Source organism: Paraburkholderia sp. BR10872 (assembly GCF_040965835.1).
In the GTDB taxonomy this organism is placed as follows: Bacteria; Pseudomonadota; Gammaproteobacteria; order Burkholderiales; family Burkholderiaceae; genus Paraburkholderia; species Paraburkholderia nodosa_A.
The window spans coordinates 97,838-115,783 of the sequence record NZ_JBFRCN010000015.1 but is presented as its reverse complement, the minus strand read 5'-3'; the positions used below and the strand labels follow the sequence as shown (position 1 = coordinate 115,783).

The 17,946-nt window shown below is 59.1% G+C and carries 15 protein-coding genes; 4 read left to right on the top strand and 11 right to left on the bottom strand.

Going from position 1 to position 17,946, the window contains the following annotated elements; genetic code table 11:
* Positions 1 to 91: 91 nt before the first annotated feature.
* From dctP to AB4Y43_RS14650, 3 genes are all read right to left on the bottom strand, one after another.
* Complete coding sequence (gene dctP / locus AB4Y43_RS14660) at positions 92 to 1,069, bottom strand: TRAP transporter substrate-binding protein DctP (protein ID WP_342922162.1); 978 nt, start codon at positions 1,067 to 1,069, stop codon at positions 92 to 94.
* Positions 1,070 to 1,292: 223 nt separating this feature from the next.
* Positions 1,293 to 2,333 (bottom strand): autoinducer binding domain-containing protein, encoded by a 1,041-nt coding sequence (locus AB4Y43_RS14655; protein ID WP_069268385.1) that lies wholly within the window; start codon positions 2,331 to 2,333, stop codon positions 1,293 to 1,295.
* The gene (locus tag AB4Y43_RS14650) at positions 2,333 to 4,597 is read right to left on the bottom strand and encodes an EAL domain-containing protein (protein WP_368728079.1); all 2,265 of its coding nucleotides are present in this window, start codon (positions 4,595 to 4,597) and stop codon (positions 2,333 to 2,335) included. The genes AB4Y43_RS14655 and AB4Y43_RS14650 overlap by 1 nt, the downstream gene beginning before the upstream one ends.
* A 959-nt stretch (positions 4,598 to 5,556) precedes the next feature.
* Between AB4Y43_RS14650 and AB4Y43_RS14645 the strand changes: the two genes are divergently transcribed.
* A complete protein-coding gene (locus AB4Y43_RS14645; RefSeq protein ID WP_342922164.1) occupies positions 5,557 to 5,724 on the top strand; it encodes a hypothetical protein in 168 nt (55 codons plus the stop codon).
* Positions 5,725 to 5,854: 130 nt separating this feature from the next.
* Complete coding sequence (locus AB4Y43_RS14640) at positions 5,855 to 5,977, top strand: hypothetical protein (protein ID WP_368618989.1); 123 nt, start codon at positions 5,855 to 5,857, stop codon at positions 5,975 to 5,977.
* Positions 5,978 to 7,027: 1,050 nt separating this feature from the next.
* On the opposite strand, the gene AB4Y43_RS14635 is transcribed toward AB4Y43_RS14640, so the two are convergent.
* Both AB4Y43_RS14635 and AB4Y43_RS14630 read right to left on the bottom strand, forming a co-directional pair.
* Positions 7,028 to 8,017 carry a ParB/RepB/Spo0J family partition protein gene (locus AB4Y43_RS14635; RefSeq protein WP_069268387.1) on the bottom strand — a complete coding sequence of 330 codons (990 nt, stop codon included), beginning with the start codon at positions 8,015 to 8,017 and terminating at the stop codon, positions 7,028 to 7,030.
* Positions 8,014 to 9,219, bottom strand: a complete 1,206-nt coding sequence (locus tag AB4Y43_RS14630) for a ParA family protein (protein ID WP_069268410.1) — start codon at positions 9,217 to 9,219, stop codon at positions 8,014 to 8,016. The genes AB4Y43_RS14635 and AB4Y43_RS14630 overlap by 4 nt, the downstream gene beginning before the upstream one ends.
* A 1,094-nt stretch (positions 9,220 to 10,313) precedes the next feature.
* On the opposite strand from AB4Y43_RS14630, the gene AB4Y43_RS14625 reads away from it, so the two are divergent.
* Entirely contained in the window at positions 10,314 to 11,708 is a 1,395-nt protein-coding gene (locus AB4Y43_RS14625) for a replication initiation protein (RefSeq protein ID WP_368618988.1), read from the top strand.
* Positions 11,709 to 12,241: 533 nt separating this feature from the next.
* On the opposite strand, the gene AB4Y43_RS14620 is transcribed toward AB4Y43_RS14625, so the two are convergent.
* The 6 genes from AB4Y43_RS14620 to AB4Y43_RS14595 all read right to left on the bottom strand — a co-directional run bounded on the left by AB4Y43_RS14620 (position 12,242) and on the right by AB4Y43_RS14595 (position 15,596).
* A complete protein-coding gene (locus tag AB4Y43_RS14620; protein ID WP_368728078.1) occupies positions 12,242 to 12,382 on the bottom strand; it encodes a hypothetical protein in 141 nt (46 codons plus the stop codon).
* Between the two features lie 44 nt (positions 12,383 to 12,426).
* The gene (locus tag AB4Y43_RS14615; protein ID WP_069268389.1) at positions 12,427 to 12,717 is read right to left on the bottom strand and encodes a transcriptional regulator; all 291 of its coding nucleotides are present in this window, start codon (positions 12,715 to 12,717) and stop codon (positions 12,427 to 12,429) included.
* 929 nt (positions 12,718 to 13,646) lie between these two features.
* Positions 13,647 to 13,877, bottom strand: a complete 231-nt coding sequence (locus AB4Y43_RS14610; protein ID WP_069268411.1) for a DUF3717 domain-containing protein — start codon at positions 13,875 to 13,877, stop codon at positions 13,647 to 13,649.
* Positions 13,878 to 13,940: 63 nt separating this feature from the next.
* Positions 13,941 to 14,249, bottom strand: coding sequence for a hypothetical protein (locus AB4Y43_RS14605; protein WP_069268390.1), 309 nt, complete (start codon positions 14,247 to 14,249; stop codon positions 13,941 to 13,943).
* A gap of 51 nt (positions 14,250 to 14,300) precedes the next feature.
* A complete protein-coding gene (locus tag AB4Y43_RS14600; RefSeq protein ID WP_069268391.1) occupies positions 14,301 to 15,128 on the bottom strand; it encodes a DUF932 domain-containing protein in 828 nt (275 codons plus the stop codon).
* 51 nt (positions 15,129 to 15,179) lie between these two features.
* Positions 15,180 to 15,596, bottom strand: coding sequence for an antirestriction protein (locus tag AB4Y43_RS14595; RefSeq protein WP_069268392.1), 417 nt, complete (start codon positions 15,594 to 15,596; stop codon positions 15,180 to 15,182).
* A 218-nt stretch (positions 15,597 to 15,814) separates the two neighbouring features.
* On the opposite strand from AB4Y43_RS14595, the gene AB4Y43_RS14590 reads away from it, so the two are divergent.
* The gene (locus AB4Y43_RS14590) at positions 15,815 to 17,857 is read left to right on the top strand and encodes a ParB/RepB/Spo0J family partition protein (RefSeq protein ID WP_069268393.1); all 2,043 of its coding nucleotides are present in this window, start codon (positions 15,815 to 15,817) and stop codon (positions 17,855 to 17,857) included.
* Positions 17,858 to 17,946 lie beyond the last annotated feature (89 nt).

The window sequence follows — 17,946 nt, the reverse complement described above, 5'->3', positions numbered from 1 at the left end:
GCGTATCAACCGAAATCGCACCATCACCAACCACCTCATTCCTCGAGTTGCACACCTCGCTGCCGCGACAACGAAAACAATCCTGGCTCGTTTATTCATCCCAGACCGCCGCGTCGAGTGTTTCCACCACTCCCGGCCGGCACCCAGTGCCGGCCGGAGCAGTCTGACGATTAATGTAGGCATCAAGAATGGCCTGACCAGCTGGCCCCACCCTACCCAGCCACTCGCGCGCCCTAGCCCGGCCTTCGTTCTGCAGCGTCGCGCGCAGCTCTGGCGAAATCGGATCCTCGATGACCACGCCGTTATTCCTCATGTGCGCATAGTTGATCGCCATCCGTTCAGGAAGTGCTTGCCATTCCGCACTCTGCACACCACGAGCAGCAGCTGTGATTTGCCGCTGCCGCTGGGCCGACTGCGCTTTGAAGCGGCTCTCGCTCATCACAAGAAACGAAACCGGGAAGGCGTATCGAACTGCAGCGAAATTCGGAAGTATGCCGGCGAGGGTGTTACCGACCGATCCGTCCCCGGAAGACAGCACTGCATTGATACCACCCTCGCCAACTAACGACTTGACCTGCTCCATAGGCAAACTGGCCGCCTGTGCACCCACGTTGCCCAGCACGGTCGCCGACGTTTCGTCATAGGTACGAACTTTCAGATGCGTGATATCGCTCGCGTTCTTGAGAGGCGTGAGCGACCAGAGCCCCGTGGGCGGCCAGGGCGACACCACCAGCAGATGCAAACCGACTTTCGCAAGCACGCGACGATAGGCTGGCTCCGCAATGCACGCCAATGCTTTCGCGTCCGCTTCGCTACGCGCAAGAAATGGCAACGTTGACAGTTCGAACAGCGGATCGAGGGCGGCCAGATTGCCACCGAAGATGTCTGCTGCGTCGACATCGCCCGCTCGTACGTCGTCGACCAGCTGTGCCGCGCGCCTGCTTGTCCGATACTGGATGTGCGGCGCTATGTAACCTTGCGTTTCCGTTGCGACGTGTTCGGCGAACGAGCGAAGACCGTGGCCTGATACGGTGTCCTCAGGGTATGACGTGACCATCGACCAGTACACTTGCTTATCTCCGAGAGCTGCGCGTGACTCACCAGCGACCAGCAGGCACGCTACCGCGAAGCAAACGGATCGAGCGAGAATCGTAGTTTTCATCGTCAGGAATAGAAGAACCGGCTCGCAAACTTGGAGTCAATTTAGCCGACAAGCCTGCGTAAATTCCACTTTCTATTTTCTATTCCCAACACCTGAAAAATGTGATAACCCTATATGCGCGACCAATTGTTTAGTTAATCAATCCGCATTTAAAAGCAAGTGCTACCGCTTCCTTGATGTGAGAGACACCCATTTTTCGAGTAATCCTTGGGTATACGACCTGTCTGACGTGGCGCGCACGCATATCCAGTGCGGTAGCGATCGTCTCTGCAGAGCTGTCCTTCCAATGCAATAAGGCACGCAACACGGTCAACTCCTCACCAACGAGTTGAAACTGTCCTGCAAACTCGCGCAGCTGATTCAGCCGCCAGTCCGACAGGGCGCCAGCGGCGCTACGCCACCTGTTCTGATTGCGCGAAAGGATCCCATCGCCATCGGCGCAGTTCGCCCCGACAGCTGCCTGCAGAATTGTTAATGTCGATCTCGCGGGCTCGTGCACTGGACACGTGAGCATGCTGTACAAACCATGGCCCTGCGCTTCCTGAAGTAACCAGTGTTCTGTCGCTCCGTTTTGAAGATCAGATGTCGTTACCGGAGATGCGTTTCGCTTCGCATATTCGAGCAATGGGTCATTCATGTAGCCCGATCGATACACGTACTTCTGCATCCAAGCAGGATCGCATCCGACGAGATACCGATGCTCCGCCCTGTCGCCACGACTATCGAAATCGATCCAGGTGATGCAGTATTGTTCAGCACCAAGCGAACTAGAAAGGTCATCCAACAGCGCTGCGAGATCGTATTCATTGGTGCAGGCAGGCATGCTTGCCAGCACATCGTCGACGCTCACGGATCGAACGCGCCGTGGCGGGCGCTTCCTCCCATTGAACGTCTGTCGGCACGCACTCTTGATCGCATCGTAGGCCGGCGCGAGAATGTCGCCCCACGGATCAGCGCCCGAAAATTCCTGCAGCGCCCGCTCGCCCCGCAGCGGTAGAAGGAGCGTAAGACTCACATCATCCGGACGGGAGATCACGCGCTCGAGGATCAAGCGTCCCTCGCCATAATCCCGCAGGCGCAAAATGACGCTATCCGACCCGCCCCTCTCACGTCGTTGATACACGACGTTCGCGCGAGCATTTGGTAACTTTTCGACCACCGAGCCGAACATTACTGACCTACCTTGAGCATTGCCGTTAGTTCAGTGATCGGTGCCGGACGACCATAAAGGTATCCTTGAAGTGACACGTCCTTGAAACGCGATAACCATGCTGCCTGCTCCCGGGTCTCGACACCTTCAACCACCAACGATAGCCCGACGTCCCGCGCAAGCCGAACAAGATTTTCAACCAGGGCCGCTGCCATCTTCTGGCCCGGCGCCGCTTCGGTGAATTGCCGGTCGACCTTGATACCGTCGACGGTCTGCGAGGTCAGATGCGATAGCGACGATTGACCGGTGCCAAAATCATCCAGCACAACCCTGACGCCCAGTCGGCGAATATCCTGAAGCCGTGATCGCAGTTCGCGGCTTCCGGAAAGCACCGCCGTTTCGGTTATCTCGAGCTGGAGTACATCGGGATCCATCAGATTGTCGTTAAGGCATTCCTTGATGGTGTGCGCCAACCCTCCCCGGGCGAGTTGAACCGGCGACACATTGACCGACAGAAAGAGCCGGTTGTCACTCGCTTCCTGCCAGGCCTGGAACTCGCGGCACGCCTGCCGCAAGACGTACTCACCAAGTTGCACTATCAGACTGGAGGATTCCGCGAGGGGGATGAACTGGTCGGGTTTCAATACGCCCTTCTGCGGATGCCTCCATCGGACAAGCGCCTCTACGCCGCGTAGCGTACCTTCGACGCTAACAATCGGTTGATAGAGCACGAAAAATTCACGATTGGTGATTGCGTATTGCAACGCCTGCTGTCGCTCGATCAGCGATAGCGCGCGATCCGAAAGGTCACGGGTATAGACATGAAACCGACTTTCCCCGCCCTGGCGACCACGTTCTTTGGCCGCATACATCGCCAGGTCTGCTTTCGACAGTAGTCCAAATTCGCTGTCATCCGGATCGCTATGCAAGGCAATACCGATGCTGACGTTGACGGTGTAGTCGTGACCACGCATGACGAATACACGTTTGAACGCCTGAATGATATCGACAGCTATCCGTTCGGCGTGCGCGAGTGCGTGCTCGCCTCGCAGGACGTACGCGAACTCGTCGCCACCTATCCGCGCCAGCAAATCTTCTGATGTCGCACACTCTTGAAGACGAAAGGCAACGTTACGCAACAGGTCGTCCCCAACCTTATGCCCCAACGTATCGTTGATGACCTTGAAGTTATCCAGGTCGACGTATAGGAGCCCTACCATGCCTGGTTCTTCATTGCGCATCCATCGGCGCGCGGTTTGCAGCATGAGGTGCCGATTCGGCAGTCCAGTTAGTGAGTCCGTCTCGGCCAGTTTCCGAAATCGACAGGTCACTACCACCTGCCAAGCAGCAGCAGCCAAAAGCGACAGGCTCAAAAAGGAGGCGATCGCACAGTAGAGCACCTTGGCTCGGCGATACGGAGCCAGTGCGTCCTCGGCCGAAACGCCCGCGACTACTGAGACGGGATACGCAGACAGATGGCGATATGAAACTACACGCTGAACGCCATCCACCGGATCCTTAACAACCTTTCCCTTCGCTCCGGTCATTGCCGAATAGGCCGAGGCGGGTGGCCCATTGGGCGACGCGGGCGCCCCACCGGCCAGTCGCGATAGCAAATAGCCGTTGTCGGACAGCACAGTCAGCATCCCGTGGAGGCCAAGGCCATCAAGGTTGTAGAACCCGTCAGTCAGAAAATTTGGATCTTCTGAGACAACGACCACCCCTGCGAATGTACCGTCAAGATGATTGAGTCGGCGGGTGAACTGAAGGGTCCAGTGTGACGAAACGCGTCCGAGCACTGGCTGGCTGATATAGAGCCCGATGTTCCCTTTCTCATGAACCCGGAAGTGCAGCCGATCTGATAGGTTCACGGCGCGCGCGTCCGGCGTCGTTGTTTGCACAACCTGCCCCGCCGCGTCGACGATCGTTACCTGTAACGCTGTATCGGCCGAGACAAGCCCTCGCTGCTTGTAGTCGGAGAGCGAAAATGTCGCCGGCGAACGCTCGTACTCATACCTGACCCACTGCACGACTACATCGGCGTCGTGAACAGTTTTTGCGATGTGCGCCGCGAAGGCGCTGGCCAGCCGTGAACTCGTGACGGCCGCGGCGGTATGGGCCTGCTCACCCTCGTCGTGAATACGTTGAACGGTAACTGCCCAGATAGACGCAATTAACACCAGCGCGACAAGCGGGAACGTGAAAGTGCGGTCCGCGTAGGCGCTCAAAACTTCGGCCAGACGACTAGGAGCCAAGGCAGCTCTCTGCAATTTCGACAAGGCCATCGCTGGTTCCCCTAAGACTTCAACGACACGAATAGTCTGAGGAAGAACCTGTTCAAATCGTGGAACGGTTACAAACTGTTTCTCATTATGTGAAATGGATATCTACTGCTCCCGCGGTCTTTCACGCCGCCGGCAAGGCGGCTAGTACCGCTGACGACGGCGCGCGCCGGCCAATGTTCTGCTGCCGGAATGGGTCATGTGACGGCCGCCGCAAGTTCGCCCGTCCCGTCGGCAGTTTCCGGAGACCGCCACCCAGCGATCATGCACCACACATGGGCGCGCGGGAACGCTACAAATTACGTTCTTTTTGCTACAACGTGCAGGCGAATGGGGACAAAAGCACTGTCGCCCATCGGTCAAGGTCGGAATGGCGAACGGGCCACGCGCCGGCACCCTGCTTTTCGTGAAACATTCCTCGGCGATCACTGTGCGAGCCTTGCCAGACAACGATTTTCGCCGACACGGCATGCGCCATGGAATGTTTCACGGGGACGACAGATTGGCCCTATTATCGCCTGAAGGTTCCCTAGGTTTCTTCGGCCCTCATCGCGATCGGGTTTCGCAAAGTGCCGCCTAGAGCGGATCTCAACAACCGGTTTTTGTCGTTCATCGCAGATTACCGGAGAACGCAGCCCAAGTCAGAAGGACTCCTGAATGATGTTTGATGCTTGATGCGAACCGGACGATCCTGACGGGTGTGGAACAACCGGGTATCTGCGGAGGCCCCTGTATGCGAACCACCCTCGATATAGATGACGACGTGCTCGCCCTCGCCCGCGCGCGCGCCGACCGCGAGCACGTGTCGATCGGCCGCGTCATCTCGCAGCTCGCCCGCACGGCGCTGCAGCGCCCTTCAGCCGCAACCACCACGCGCGACGGCCTGCCGGTATTGCCATGCTCACGCCGCCGGCTCCGTCACGCCCGAACCCGTCAACCAGATGCCGCGACGAGGCACCCTGATGGCGTATCTGCTTGACATCAACGTACTGATTGCGCTGCTCGACGCCGGGCACGTACAGCGCGAAGCTGCACACGAATGGTTCGGTCGGGTCAACCACCCGGCGTGGGCAACCTGCCCGTTGATCGAAAACGGCGTGCGCATCATCGCGCTACCCGAAAGCAATTGAGACGTCGGCCGCGGTCGCGCCACTCGTCGCAAAGCTGCGCGCTCATCCTGGCCACATCTTTTGGTCCAACGGCCTGAGCCTGCTCGATCGGGAGCACGTCGACGCGAGCCGCATCCTCGCGACCGACCAGGTGACCGACACGTACCTGCTCGCGATCGCGCGCCTGCATGACGGCGCCTTGGGCACCTTCGACCGCCGGCTGGTGGTCGATGCGGTGCCGGACGGTGCGCGCCACCTAGAAGTTATTAGTTGATGCTGGCGTGGAGGCTTGATGAATGATATTTCCTGCTCATGCCAAACGATCATCTCCGGGCCGACACCACGATTCGCACCCGCACACCGCAGGCAAGACTGAACCGCGGCATCTCGGCCGCCCCGACCGCCGGCTGCGCGCAACCATCCCCGCGCAAAACAGGCTGCTAACGACTTGCAGATCGCCTCGCACGGCTCACGGTAAATGCCGGCACCGCCTTCTCCGGTCAGTCTCAACGACATCATGCAAGGTTGCCGGCGCGCTGAACCGGCGGGTCTCTGATACGCCAAGCCAGAAGCTCCACGGGCCCGCATGGCGTCGCCGACACCGTGCCGGCGAAGGGCCGGCGGCGGCGCTTTGAATTAGCGTTTGGCGGACGGCGATGCACTAGGTGGGCGCGCCTAGCGATCGACCTCAAGTCAGGATGACGGGAACACTGGAGGCCATGGATACTGGCGTTCGAGTTGCTTGGCGTGTTCTTCCGTCACATGGTCCATTCGACGGAACGTCTTTCAGACAGGCAGGCCTCGTTTAAGCCTGTTCTCATTCAGGCAACACCTAACCTGCAGTTGGCGTAAGCACAGGTCGCCAAAGTGTCGGTACTACTGACACATCACGACGTCGCCTGAGCCATGGCCGCTATCCGGAGGTTCAGCGTGTCAGTAATACTGACACCTCGACATCCGCTCGAGGTACAACGTGCAGCGCGGGTCAAGCCGCACCGAAAGACCGAAGTGTCGGTACTACTGACACCGCACGACGTCGCCCGAGCCATGGCGCTATCCTGACACCTTGACGTCCGTTCGAGGTACAACGTGCGGTGCGGGTCAGGTCGGAACGAAAGGCCGAAGTGTCGGTACTACTGACACCGCACGACGTCGTCCGAGCCGTGGGGCCATGTCGGGTTCAGCGCGTCGAAACCTCGCGGGCACGCGCTCTCCGAGCGCTCCCTGTAACTTCCCTTATTGCCGACACTCTAGTGTTACGGGCGTATCGCTTTGGGGACGAAAAAAACCCGCAAAGTTGCGGGCTTCTGTCCAATAAGTTCGATTACTGCTGCGCGCTTGGTTCTTCCCTGTAAAGCTCGCTGATAAGTTGCCGGATTCGAGTCTCTTGAATTTCGCTAAGGGACCCGGTCTTGATTTTGACGGTGAACGAGTTCACGTCCTTCGTAATGCTCCCGGCCTGTTCCTTTCCCGAAAAGAACTTCGCGATACTCCGCTCGCGGGCCGCCGCTCTCGAACCCTGACGGGTGGCCTGCGCTACGATCGCGGCAGCATATCGTCCCTGAAGAATTTCTCCTTTGACAACGTCTGGCCACAAGTCCTTTGCCGCAGCCAAACCGGCAGCGCCATGCTTTTTGATAGCCGACACAATTTCTTCTGCAGCATTGCACCCAAGCAGCGCGGGCTGCAAGTCCAATTGATCCTTAATGAAATCAGGCAGCTTGTCGAACGCCAAGAACTGATACAGTCCGGTGCGAGACATACCGAGGGACTCGGCGAGCCGCTTTCGATTCGGAAACTCTGCTTCCGCACGACGCAGCGAAATCGCAATTTCATAATCGGCTAGGTTGGACCGCCCGATGTTCTCTACCAACGCAAGAACAACCATGTCCTCATCAGAGCAGTCGACTATGACCGCCTTGATTTGCTCCATGCCCAACATCTTGTGCGCACGCAATCGCCGCTCGCCAGCGACCAGCTGGTAGACGGAATCAACGCGCCGCACCGCCACCGGCTGAACCAACCCCTTTTCGCGAATAGACTCGGCAAGATCCGAAAGCTCGGCCTCGGCAAAGATCCGCCGCGGTTGCCATGGATTAGGCACAACCTCCGCAACAGGAATCGTTGCCTGGCCACCACTCGCTTCCAACTCTTGAATTTTGAGTTGTGCGGCTGCCAACGCCCCTGCCATCCCAGGCCCTGTCTTCGGCTTCTCGACCGCGAGCTTGGTCGCGTCCATCTCATCGTCAGAGATTGAGGACGTCTTCCGGAGGTTGGCGGTTTGGAGAGCCATACGGTCACGAATACTGCTCATTGTGCGAGACTCCATTCGTCGATGTACATGTTGTCAATCCACCTGCAGTATTCAACCAGTGGTTGGCGTACACGCTGCACCGTCTTTGAGACCCCGTCGGATTTGCTGAGGTCAAACACTGTCGAGAGCGCGAGCGCGCCGTTGCTCATCACCGAACTCGCGGGAATCTCGGTGGTGGTCAGCCAGTCTTCGTAGGCGCGTTGCGTCCACGAGCGTACGATGGGTGCTGACGACGTCGGGCTTGTATCCACCTTCGACAGAATCACGGAGATGAAGTCGTAGACCTTGTCTGACTCCTTCTCCATGAAGTTCGCGGCAATATCCGAAAACAGCCCCCAGAACGATACCGAGCTGATGAAGTCCAGGCTCTCCGGCACCAAGGGCATCACCATCGAATCAGCTGCCATCAGCGCGTTCAATGTAAGGTAGGAGAGGGAGGGAGCTGTGTCCAGAATGATGTAGTCGTACTTCTTGCGCAGCGGCTCCAGGCCTTTGCGCAGGATTGCCCAAAACTGATAGCTCGGGCGAGTCTTAAGCATCGAGGGGATGAAGAACTCAGCACTGAACAGCGATGGATGCGCGGGAATTACATCCAGCCCGTCCCAGTAAGTTTCCTTGATGGCAGATTCCAGTCCGCCTTCCATCTCCTCGTTATAGATAAAAGGCAGAACGGTCGAATCCTCGTCGACCTCGTTCTCGGCATAGAGTCCACAGAGTTCGGACAGAGAGGCCTGCGGGTCCAAGTCAACCACGAGCACCTTCCGTCCGCGCAACGACAACCCTTGCGAGATGCACATCGTCGTCGTTGTCTTCGTCGACCCACCCTTGAAGTTGGCAACCAGAAGAATCTTGCCGTCGGCGTCGCGACCAGTCACGAGCGGCGACTGATAGATTTCCGACAACTGTTGTACGTAGGTACGCGCCTCGGCCAAGGTGAACAGGCGGCTACGGCCCGTGCCGTGCGCAACGCCCGGCGGCAACGCGCTTCCTTCCCGCGTCGCTTGGTAGTGGAGCTTGGTTCGGTCCAAGCCGCACAGGTCTGCCACTTCGGCAGTCGTAAAGTTTGGCGGCGCCTTTCGCGGCCTCGGCGTGAGGATTTGCTCGCGCAGCTCCGCCGTCAGCCCGTCCAGTTTTTTCGCAAATTTGGCAATCTTCGCCAGGGGAACCTTGCGTGTGATAGCGGGAAATTCGGCTTTAGACATGGTTTTTACACTTTCACCGGAAATCGGGACGAAGCGTAGAATACTCGAAAACATTAGAAAAATCGCTTCCAGATAGTAAGTTTCTTAAATTTTCAACTAACCCATTGGAAAACAACACAAAAAGATCGAACGAAGCAACGGAAGGGCCAGAATTGGCGGTTCGTGCGCAAGCATTCCGACGTTTCATGGTGAGAAAAATTGTTGAAATTCGCTGGAGGAGTCGGTGGAGGAGGGGTGAAGGTGGGTGAGAAGAATTGTTGAAATCTGCCAATTGATGCGCCCTGCCTCGCACTTTCAACAATTTCTCTCACCATCCAATTGCAGGCATATCGCCTTGGCACACAACGCGAGGCACCTTTGCCTCAGAAACCTCCTCCGCAGCCTGGTCGTAAGTCGCCCGGCAGCCCATAACGTAAGCGTTGAACGCAGGGTCGACGGCAACTTGCCTACAAAAGTGCTCACCATCGTCCACCGGCTATCGACTTATCCACAGATGCCCAGACCGCAACCTGCCGTGCGGCGAGCCTTGTTACGGTTCATGCCGGTAAACCGAGCAGCCCAGCTGCGCTGCGCCACAAAAGCACTCACCATGCTTCAACAAAACGACTCACCCATTTCGAGCGATTTTCGGCCGAGGACCCCGTCAGGTAAGGCTTTCCGCAACCGGGTGCAACATTCAACAAAAATGCTCACCGTCAATCTGCGGCCACAGAATCCCTCACTTTGCGCTGGTAAACTTCTCACGCTCGCAATGGATTTCTCCTCACTTTCGGTCCACAAAAGTCCTCACCTCAGGCACAAAACTGCTCACCTACATGGGACTAACCCATTGTTTTTAAGAATCTTTGTTTTTCGCTGTAGTTTGTTCGTTCGTTTTGCTTTTTAAGAGATTCTGAAAAACATACAACCGTCGCCCCGAGGCTTTCTGCCTCTCGAAAGCAGAAAGGTGAGCAGATTTGTTGAACGGACATGTGCCTAGAGGAAGGTGAGCAGATTTGTTGAAACGGTCCCCGTCATGGTGAGTCTTTTTGTTTTGACATCTCACCTACGTGTGCTACAGTCTGCGCGACCGGCAACTAGGGACAGGCACCTCGATGGCAAACAACATCATGACGCGCGCAACCTCGCGCCAGCTGTCGTTTGAGCTGTTCGAGGAGATGCTCGCCACCGATACGCCAATCAACGAATCGACGAAGGAGATTGGCTATCAGCGTAACAACGTTTTTATCGACATTACCGATGTTGGCATTACAGCCAGGCGATTCCTGGATGCAGCGCACTTCATCGTGGCGCAGGAGCCGACCACCCCGAAGGTTTATGACGTCGAGCTGAGCTACTTCCGATGGCTCATGCGTTATGACAGTTACAACTACAAGCACCTGCGAACAGTGGTGTCCGAGGCTCAAAAAGCCTTAATTCAAGTTTCGGCCTCGCCCCCTGGCAGTACGTCCGCGGAGGACGAGAAGTGGGTGTCCGTACAGCTCATCGGTATCGTGGGTATCGACAAAGGGCGCATCACTTTTGCGGTTCCTGAGCCGCTCATTCCGCACATCAAGGACCCGGTAAAGTCGCACTGGTTGAGTCTGAGAATCACCTCTGCCTTTACGCTTACCTATGCTCGAGCCATTTACGACCACGTCATCGGTTACGTGGCGGAAGGCATAACCGAGTGGATCGAAGTCGATGTGGTACGTGCTTGGCCAGGGAAGGCTGCGTCGACTGCAACCGAATTCAAGTATTTCAAACGCGACAACCTCGACAAGGCGGTTAAGCAGATAAACGCAGTCTCGGACATCGATCTGAGCTACGAGACTCGCACCGTGAGCCCGAAGTCGAAAAAGATTGACCGGATTCGTTTCAGGCTGACGCGAAAGGAAACCGCTGGGGCCGTTCGAGCGAGCCTGCTTGGCGCGCAAGAGATATACACGACGCTGAAGAACGAATTCGGTTTCACAGAAAAGCAGTTCAACACCATCTCGCAAAACCGCGCCGTGTGGTCGGATGAGCGTATTCTTCAGGCGATCGAATACACCCGCGCCAAGGTCGACTCCGGCCAAGTCAAGAAGAGTCCGGGCGCCTACCTGCTAAAAGCTATCACCGACGGCTACAAGCTATCGGACGCTGATCGCAAAATGCTAACGGTACAGCAACAGCAGCAGGAACAGGAGAGGGTGGAGTTCAGCGCGAAGCAATTGGCGACAGCGGCCGTCGCCGCAAGCACTGCGGCGGCAGAGGAGCGCAGCAAAACACAGACCGTCGAGAATGCTGACCTCGGCCGTGAGGCGTATCACAAGGCGGACGGTAAGGCGCAAAAAGACTTCATGCGTTCCTTTATCGCCTCCGCGGCCGGTAAACTGGCCATCAAGCGGGTGAAGCTCAACCCGGCGACGATTCATGAGTCGGACGTGCTGGCGCATAAGGATCTATCCTTTGCGCTCTACTCGTTCGTGTTTCTGCGCACCAAAGCGAAGGCCGCCTCCAAGGCTTAACGGTACGCGAGCTCTCGGCTTTACACCTTGTAGACCTGCTCAGCATCTCCCGCTAGCTCGCATTCGCGGTTGTTGCGTTAACCGAGACCGTTTCACCACCATGCTTCTCGTGCGGCAGCTGAAGGTGGCCGCGTCGCGGATGCACCTCCACGCTTTGCCTATTGAGTTGGAGACAGACCGGTTGATGGGTAGCGCGCATATCGATCTTCCACTCGATCTCGCTTTATGACGGGTATTCACCTTCCGCAACAATTCGTCCGGATTGCCGAGTTATAGGTCGGGTGCGTGAGAGACCTGATCGAATGGCATTGAAAATAGAATGGCGATTTTCCTAGCTGAGATTTCGCATCGCGTGCAAGCGAAAATCCGCATCAGCATAGTTGGCATCAGCAGGGATCGATCGATAGCTGTTGGAACGCACCGTGGTGCGATCGCCGCTATGCGTTACCGAACCCGCGCGTCGTGAAGCAGGAGGCCCGAGGCGCCCAGTCAGGCAAGAATACTGCCGACCTGCCTGTTTCAAGCGTGATGGATCACATGCGGTAAATCTTGTGGGTCGTCACCCGCAGGTGAGTGATTTCCGCCTCGCAGTTCGTCGACGCGCGGCGGGCGTTGACGAGCTCGTGCATCACCCGCCCGCTTTCCAGTTCCCGCTTCCCGATTGCCAACTGCATCTAGAAAGCATCCCCTCGAGTCTGCGCGGGCGAAACATGCACGGTCATGGGAGTGGATCCAGCCCGGCGCGGTCTGCTGCTGGGCGCCAGATACACCCGAGCCCGGCCCGGTCGCACAACAAGGCCCAAGCCGAGTAAGGGATTGCGGCGTCTTCGCTGATCCAGCGGCGCACCTGCCGACCGCCGTATTCTGACAAGCCGAGATAACGCGCAACCGCGCGTCCCGGCAAGCCGGTGCGACGGATAACCTCCTGAATTTCGGCTCCGTTCGGCTGTTCCCAGCCGTCCTCCGCCGATCGCAGGCAGGCGGCCCGGATTTCAATTTGATAGCTCATCCTTACCTCGAACCGCTAATTCTTCCATGTACTTCGTGACGATCCAGTCCCGACGGCTTACGCCGAGGGGGGAAACATGCGCGCTGTGGCGCTTGACGACCCCGGTTGGTGGCCGCCTTGGGCTCTACCGCATCGTCCCGCCGCTTACGCGGCGCTCCGGTGCTCTTCCCATGTTCGACTTGCGGTCATGAGGACACCGTGCGCCTCGATCCGAGCATGCGGCGCGCGATACTCCCGTGATTATCCAGCCCCCACGGCTCGCGCCGCGGGGGAAATACGCGCCCTGCGGGCGCTTGACGACCCCGGCCCATGGTCTGCCTGGGCTAAACCGGATCGTCCCGCCGCTGACGCGGCGCGCCGGCGCTCTCCCCATGTCCGACGATGCGGCCACGGGGGACCCCGTGCGCCTCGATCCGGGCGCGCGGCGCGCGCGATGCTCCCGTGATTATCCAGCCCCCACGGCTTACGCCGCGGGGAATACACGCGCCCTGCGGGCGCTTGACGACCCCGGCCCATGGTCTGCCTGGGCTAAACCGGATCGTCCCGCCGCTGACGCGGCGCGCCGGCGCTCTCCCCATGTCCGACGACGCGGCCATGGGGGACCCCGTGCGCCTCGATCCGGGCGCGCGGCGCGCGCGATACTCCCGTAATTATCCAGCCCCCGCGGCTTACGCCGCGGGGGATACACGCGCCCTGCGGACGCTTGACGACCCGGGCTGGTCGGCCTGGGCCGTACCGGATCGTCCCGCCGCTTACGCGGCGCGCCGGCGCTCTCCCCATGTCCGACGATGCGGCCATCGGGGACCCCGTGCGCCTCGATCCGGGCGCGCGGCGCGCGCGATGCTCCCGCGATTATCCAACCTCCTGGCCTGCAGGGGGATGGACGCCAGCGCGCGGCAGTTCGGTTAGCGTCGCGACAGATCGCGAGGCTAACACGGTGGCGGTTGCTGGTTTCCAAGCGCCTTGCGGACGGCGTCGACCTGTTCGGGCGTGAGCCGCGACACCGCTACAGACGTGGCGCGCTCGTAGATCATCAGGCCGTACACTTCAGCCAGGGGGCGCGCTTTCGCACACAGCGCCCCGCCCTGGCCACGCGATTCCTGTGCGCACCAGTAGTTGATTGCCTGTTCAATTTCAGTAATGGTTAAGACGGTAGTCATGGTTGCGTCACGGGCCCGCGCGATTTCTACGCGGGCGTTGAATATTATTAAGGATGTCAAAATTTAATGCAGATTCCCGTCGTGCTCCATGAGCGTGGCAACAGGTGCGTAGGGTGGCACGCGCTCGAAACCAGCCAGGGCGACGCGGGCGATGGCGCGCAATTCCTCGCGACGCATCTCTACCGGATTGCCGTTGTGATCGAGCATGCTGGCAATGCGCCGGAGCGCATCGGCGGATTGTGCCGCCGCGTCAGCCGACAGGGCCATGCGATATAGTTCGCCGCGAACGATGTCACGGTCTCCGTACTGCCAAACAGCCAGGAGCGGCAGCAGCGCGGACAGCCACGTAGGACGGGTGTTGAGCAGATCCATGTGAGATCCCCTTTCTGGGTGCGCCCCGACCGCAAAGCCGGGGCGATCCGGTTAGCCGCGCAGGCGGCGCAGTTCGTCAGCCAGCACCCACAAGGCACGATTCAGACGGATGTTTTGATCGATGCCCGCGACGGCTCGGGTCGTGGTCGCCTTGCCCTTCGCGTTCCGACCGTGCAGCCCACCGCGAATCATGTTTTCCTGCACACGGTTGAAGGTGGTCCAGATATCGGAGCCCTGATCCTCGACGCGACGCGGCGCGAGAATCTGCCGTTCCGTCACTGGCACAGGCGCGCCCTCGTCGTAGCGCAACGCGAGCGCTGCGCGGGCGAAGGCGACCTGTTCGCCCTCATCGAGCACCGTTGCCGCCATCCCTTCGCGTTGCGCTGCCGTCTCATCAAAGCTTTTCACCACCTTGAATGCGCCTTCGATGACCTCGCCAATCACATCACCCTTGTGCGGGATGCGGATATCGTTCGTCACGTTGCCGCATACGATGCCGTTCTGGCAGGCCCAGCGAATCATTCCGGCGATCATCTGGTAGCTCGATGCGCCATTGTGCGAGTTGACCAGGATAACCTCGTTGGCTTCGCGACCGCCGATCTGGTCGGCATGCCTCAGGCGGATCATGTGCTTGGTGAAATCGCGCATGTCTTCATTGCGCACTCGGGTCTGGCAGACCATGAAAGGCTGAAACCCTTCCTTGCGCAGGGCGTCGAGTACATCGACTGTCGGAATGTAGCTGTAGCGCGCCGAACGGCTTTCGTGCGCGGTGTGGGCAAGAATGGAAGGCGCAACCTCTGCAATCTGGTCATTCGTCAGAGGATGCTGCGAACGCAGCGCGACGGCATTCCCGCTAAAACGAGTTGTAAGCTTGTTCATTTGATTCCCCAATGAAGGAGCCAACCCGGCCCGGGGGCCGGGGCCGGTCGGTTAGTCGATGGCGCGCAGGATGTTCGCGGCTTCAACGTGCTGCGTGGCGAACTCACGCAACTGGTGGTAACGCTCGATGATCGTGTCATCAAGGGTCTTTTCCGCGAGGTGACAGAGGGCGAAGAGGGTGACGGTAATGCCGAAGGCATCCGCGCCCATCATGTCGCTGTAGCCGTTCATATGCCAGCGCACATGCACGCGGCCCGAATCGGCCGGAGCCATGTAAAAGCCGTCATTGGAGAGGGAGAAGAAATGCCAGAAACCTCCCTCGTATCTGCTGCACAGACGAGCGGCCCAGTCATACACCAAGGATTCCCCTGTGAGGTAGTGACGACCGAGGTAGCGCAGTAGCACTTTCAGGCGCAACTCGTCGGGAACGACAGAAGAAGTAACGCGGTTTTGAACTTCAGTGGTCATCGGATTTCTCCGGTTCGGCCATCGCTTCATTGCGAGGCACACGTTTATATTAGGTCTAAAAGCCCTAACTATCAATGAGTGATTACGGCTTTTTGATTGGATGTGTATACTGAAATAGATGATAAATCATATTTTTCAATTGCCATTATAAGGGCTAAAAGCCCTATATAATAGAGTTGTGCCTCGCAATGAAGCGATGGCCGAACCGGAGAAATCTGATGACCGAACCCACCTCGAACGCAGCCGGTGGAATTCAGTACGTTCCATACAACCGCCTTTGCCTGTCATCCCTGAACGTTCGCAAGAAAGCGCCGACCGGCATCGAAGCCCTGGCCGAAACCATTGGCGAAAAAGGCTTGATGCAGAACCTCGTCGTGCATGAAATGAAGGGCCGCGCGAAGTTGCCGAAACTTGGCGTATGCGCGGGCCAGCGCCGCCTGGCTGCACTCGACCTTTTGGTTGAGCAGGGGCGGATTACTAAAGACTACGAAGTACCTGTCCTGATCGTCAGCGAGGGCGAAGCCGTCGCCGCGTCGCTAATCGAAAACCGCGAACGTGAGGCGATGCATCTGGCGGATGAGTGCGTGGCATTCCGGCTGCTGATGGAGGAAGGAAAGAGCGTGGCGCATATCGCAGCGCTGTTCGCGGTGCCGGATGTTGCGGTACGCCGCGCGCTGAAAATCGCCAACCTTTCGCCGTCACTGCTCGACCTGTTGCGTAATGACAGGCTCGACTACGAACAGGCGAAGGTGCTGGCCCTGGCTGATGACCGCGCGACGCAGGAACGCGTATGGGGCGAAGCCGTCAATAGCTGGCAGCGCCGACCGGACGAGTTGCGCAAGGCCATCACGCTCGCGGCAATCGATGCACGCGAAAGCGCCCTGGCGCGGTTTGTTGGCCTGGACGCCTACGAGGCGGCAGGCGGACGCGTGAGGCGCGACCTGTTCAGCGACGACGCAAACGCGGGATACCTGGAAGATGCCGAACTGTTGCACCGGCTCGCAACGGAACGGCTGATCGAGCTATCCCAGGCGGTCGGAAGGGAAGGCTGGCAATGGATCGAGGCACGGACGCAATACCCGGCGATGGAGATCCTGCGTTGTGGCCGGATCGGCTCGACCACCCGCAAGCCGACGAAGGACGAGAAAGCCGAACTGGCCGCGCTCACCGCAACGACCGACGCCGCTCAGGCCGCGCTAAACGCGTACAACGACGAGGACGGTGAGCCGGACGAAGAACGGGGCGAGCGTCTGGAGGCTGAGGCCACGGCGGCGACGTTTGCCGTGGACCAGTACGCGGAGCGCTTCGAGGCGTTCGACCCGGAAGAGATGAAGCAGGCAGGCGCATATGTCTATCTCGATGACGAGGGCCGAGTCTGTATTGAGCGGGGGCTGGTGCGACGCGAGGAGGCACCGACTGCGCAGGCACGCGCAACGCACGCGGTGAGCGCAGGTGCGGCGCGCGCACCGAAGGAGCGTCCGTTGCACGGAGAGAAGCTGTGCAAACGATTGACCGCGCACCGTACCGCCGCCGTCCAGATCGAGCTTGCGCAGCAACCGACCGTAGCCCTTGCTGTGCTGATGCAGCGCATGATTCCGGTCGTTTTCGATGACGTGTACGGGCGCGCGTATTTGGACTACGCGGTCAGGATCGACGTGCACACGACGCGCGAGGCGCTGGTATCGAATGCCGACGACATGGGCGAGAGCGTGGCCTGGGAGGCACTGGAAGGCGAACGCGAGAAGTGGTCACGCATGCTGCCCAGGCGCGCGGCAGACCTGCTGCCATGGCTGCTGGAACAGGGCGAGGACGTGCTGTCGAATCTCTTCGCGTTCTGCGTGGCGGCGACGGTGGACGGGATCAGCAGCGCAGACCGCCCGCACGCGGTGAACGAGATCTCGAACACGCTTGCGGTGGATCTTTCGCGCTACTGGAAGCCGACGCGCTCCGGGTATTTCGAACACGTGGCGAAAGACCGGATTGCTGCCGTTGTGGGCGAAAGCGTATCGCCCCAGGCGGCAAGCGAAGTGCGCGGCATGAAGAAGGACGCTGCAGCGACGACGGCGGAACTTCGCATGACGGACTCGGGCTGGCTGCCGGAAGTGCTGCGTAACCGGGAGGTACCGGAGCGCGTCACGTACGGCTACCACGAGGATGACGAGGAGGAATACGACGAAAACGGCGACGCCGCTGCAGCCGAAGCGGACGGAGTGTCCGAAGCGCAGGCCTCGCCTGGCGAGGAGGAAGACGCGCCGTACTGAGCGCGCGTCGCGCGCATTCGAGTAGTCCACACGAAGCCGTCCGGATGGAAGTCCGGGCGGTTTTTCATTGCACGTGCGAATGCAGGGTC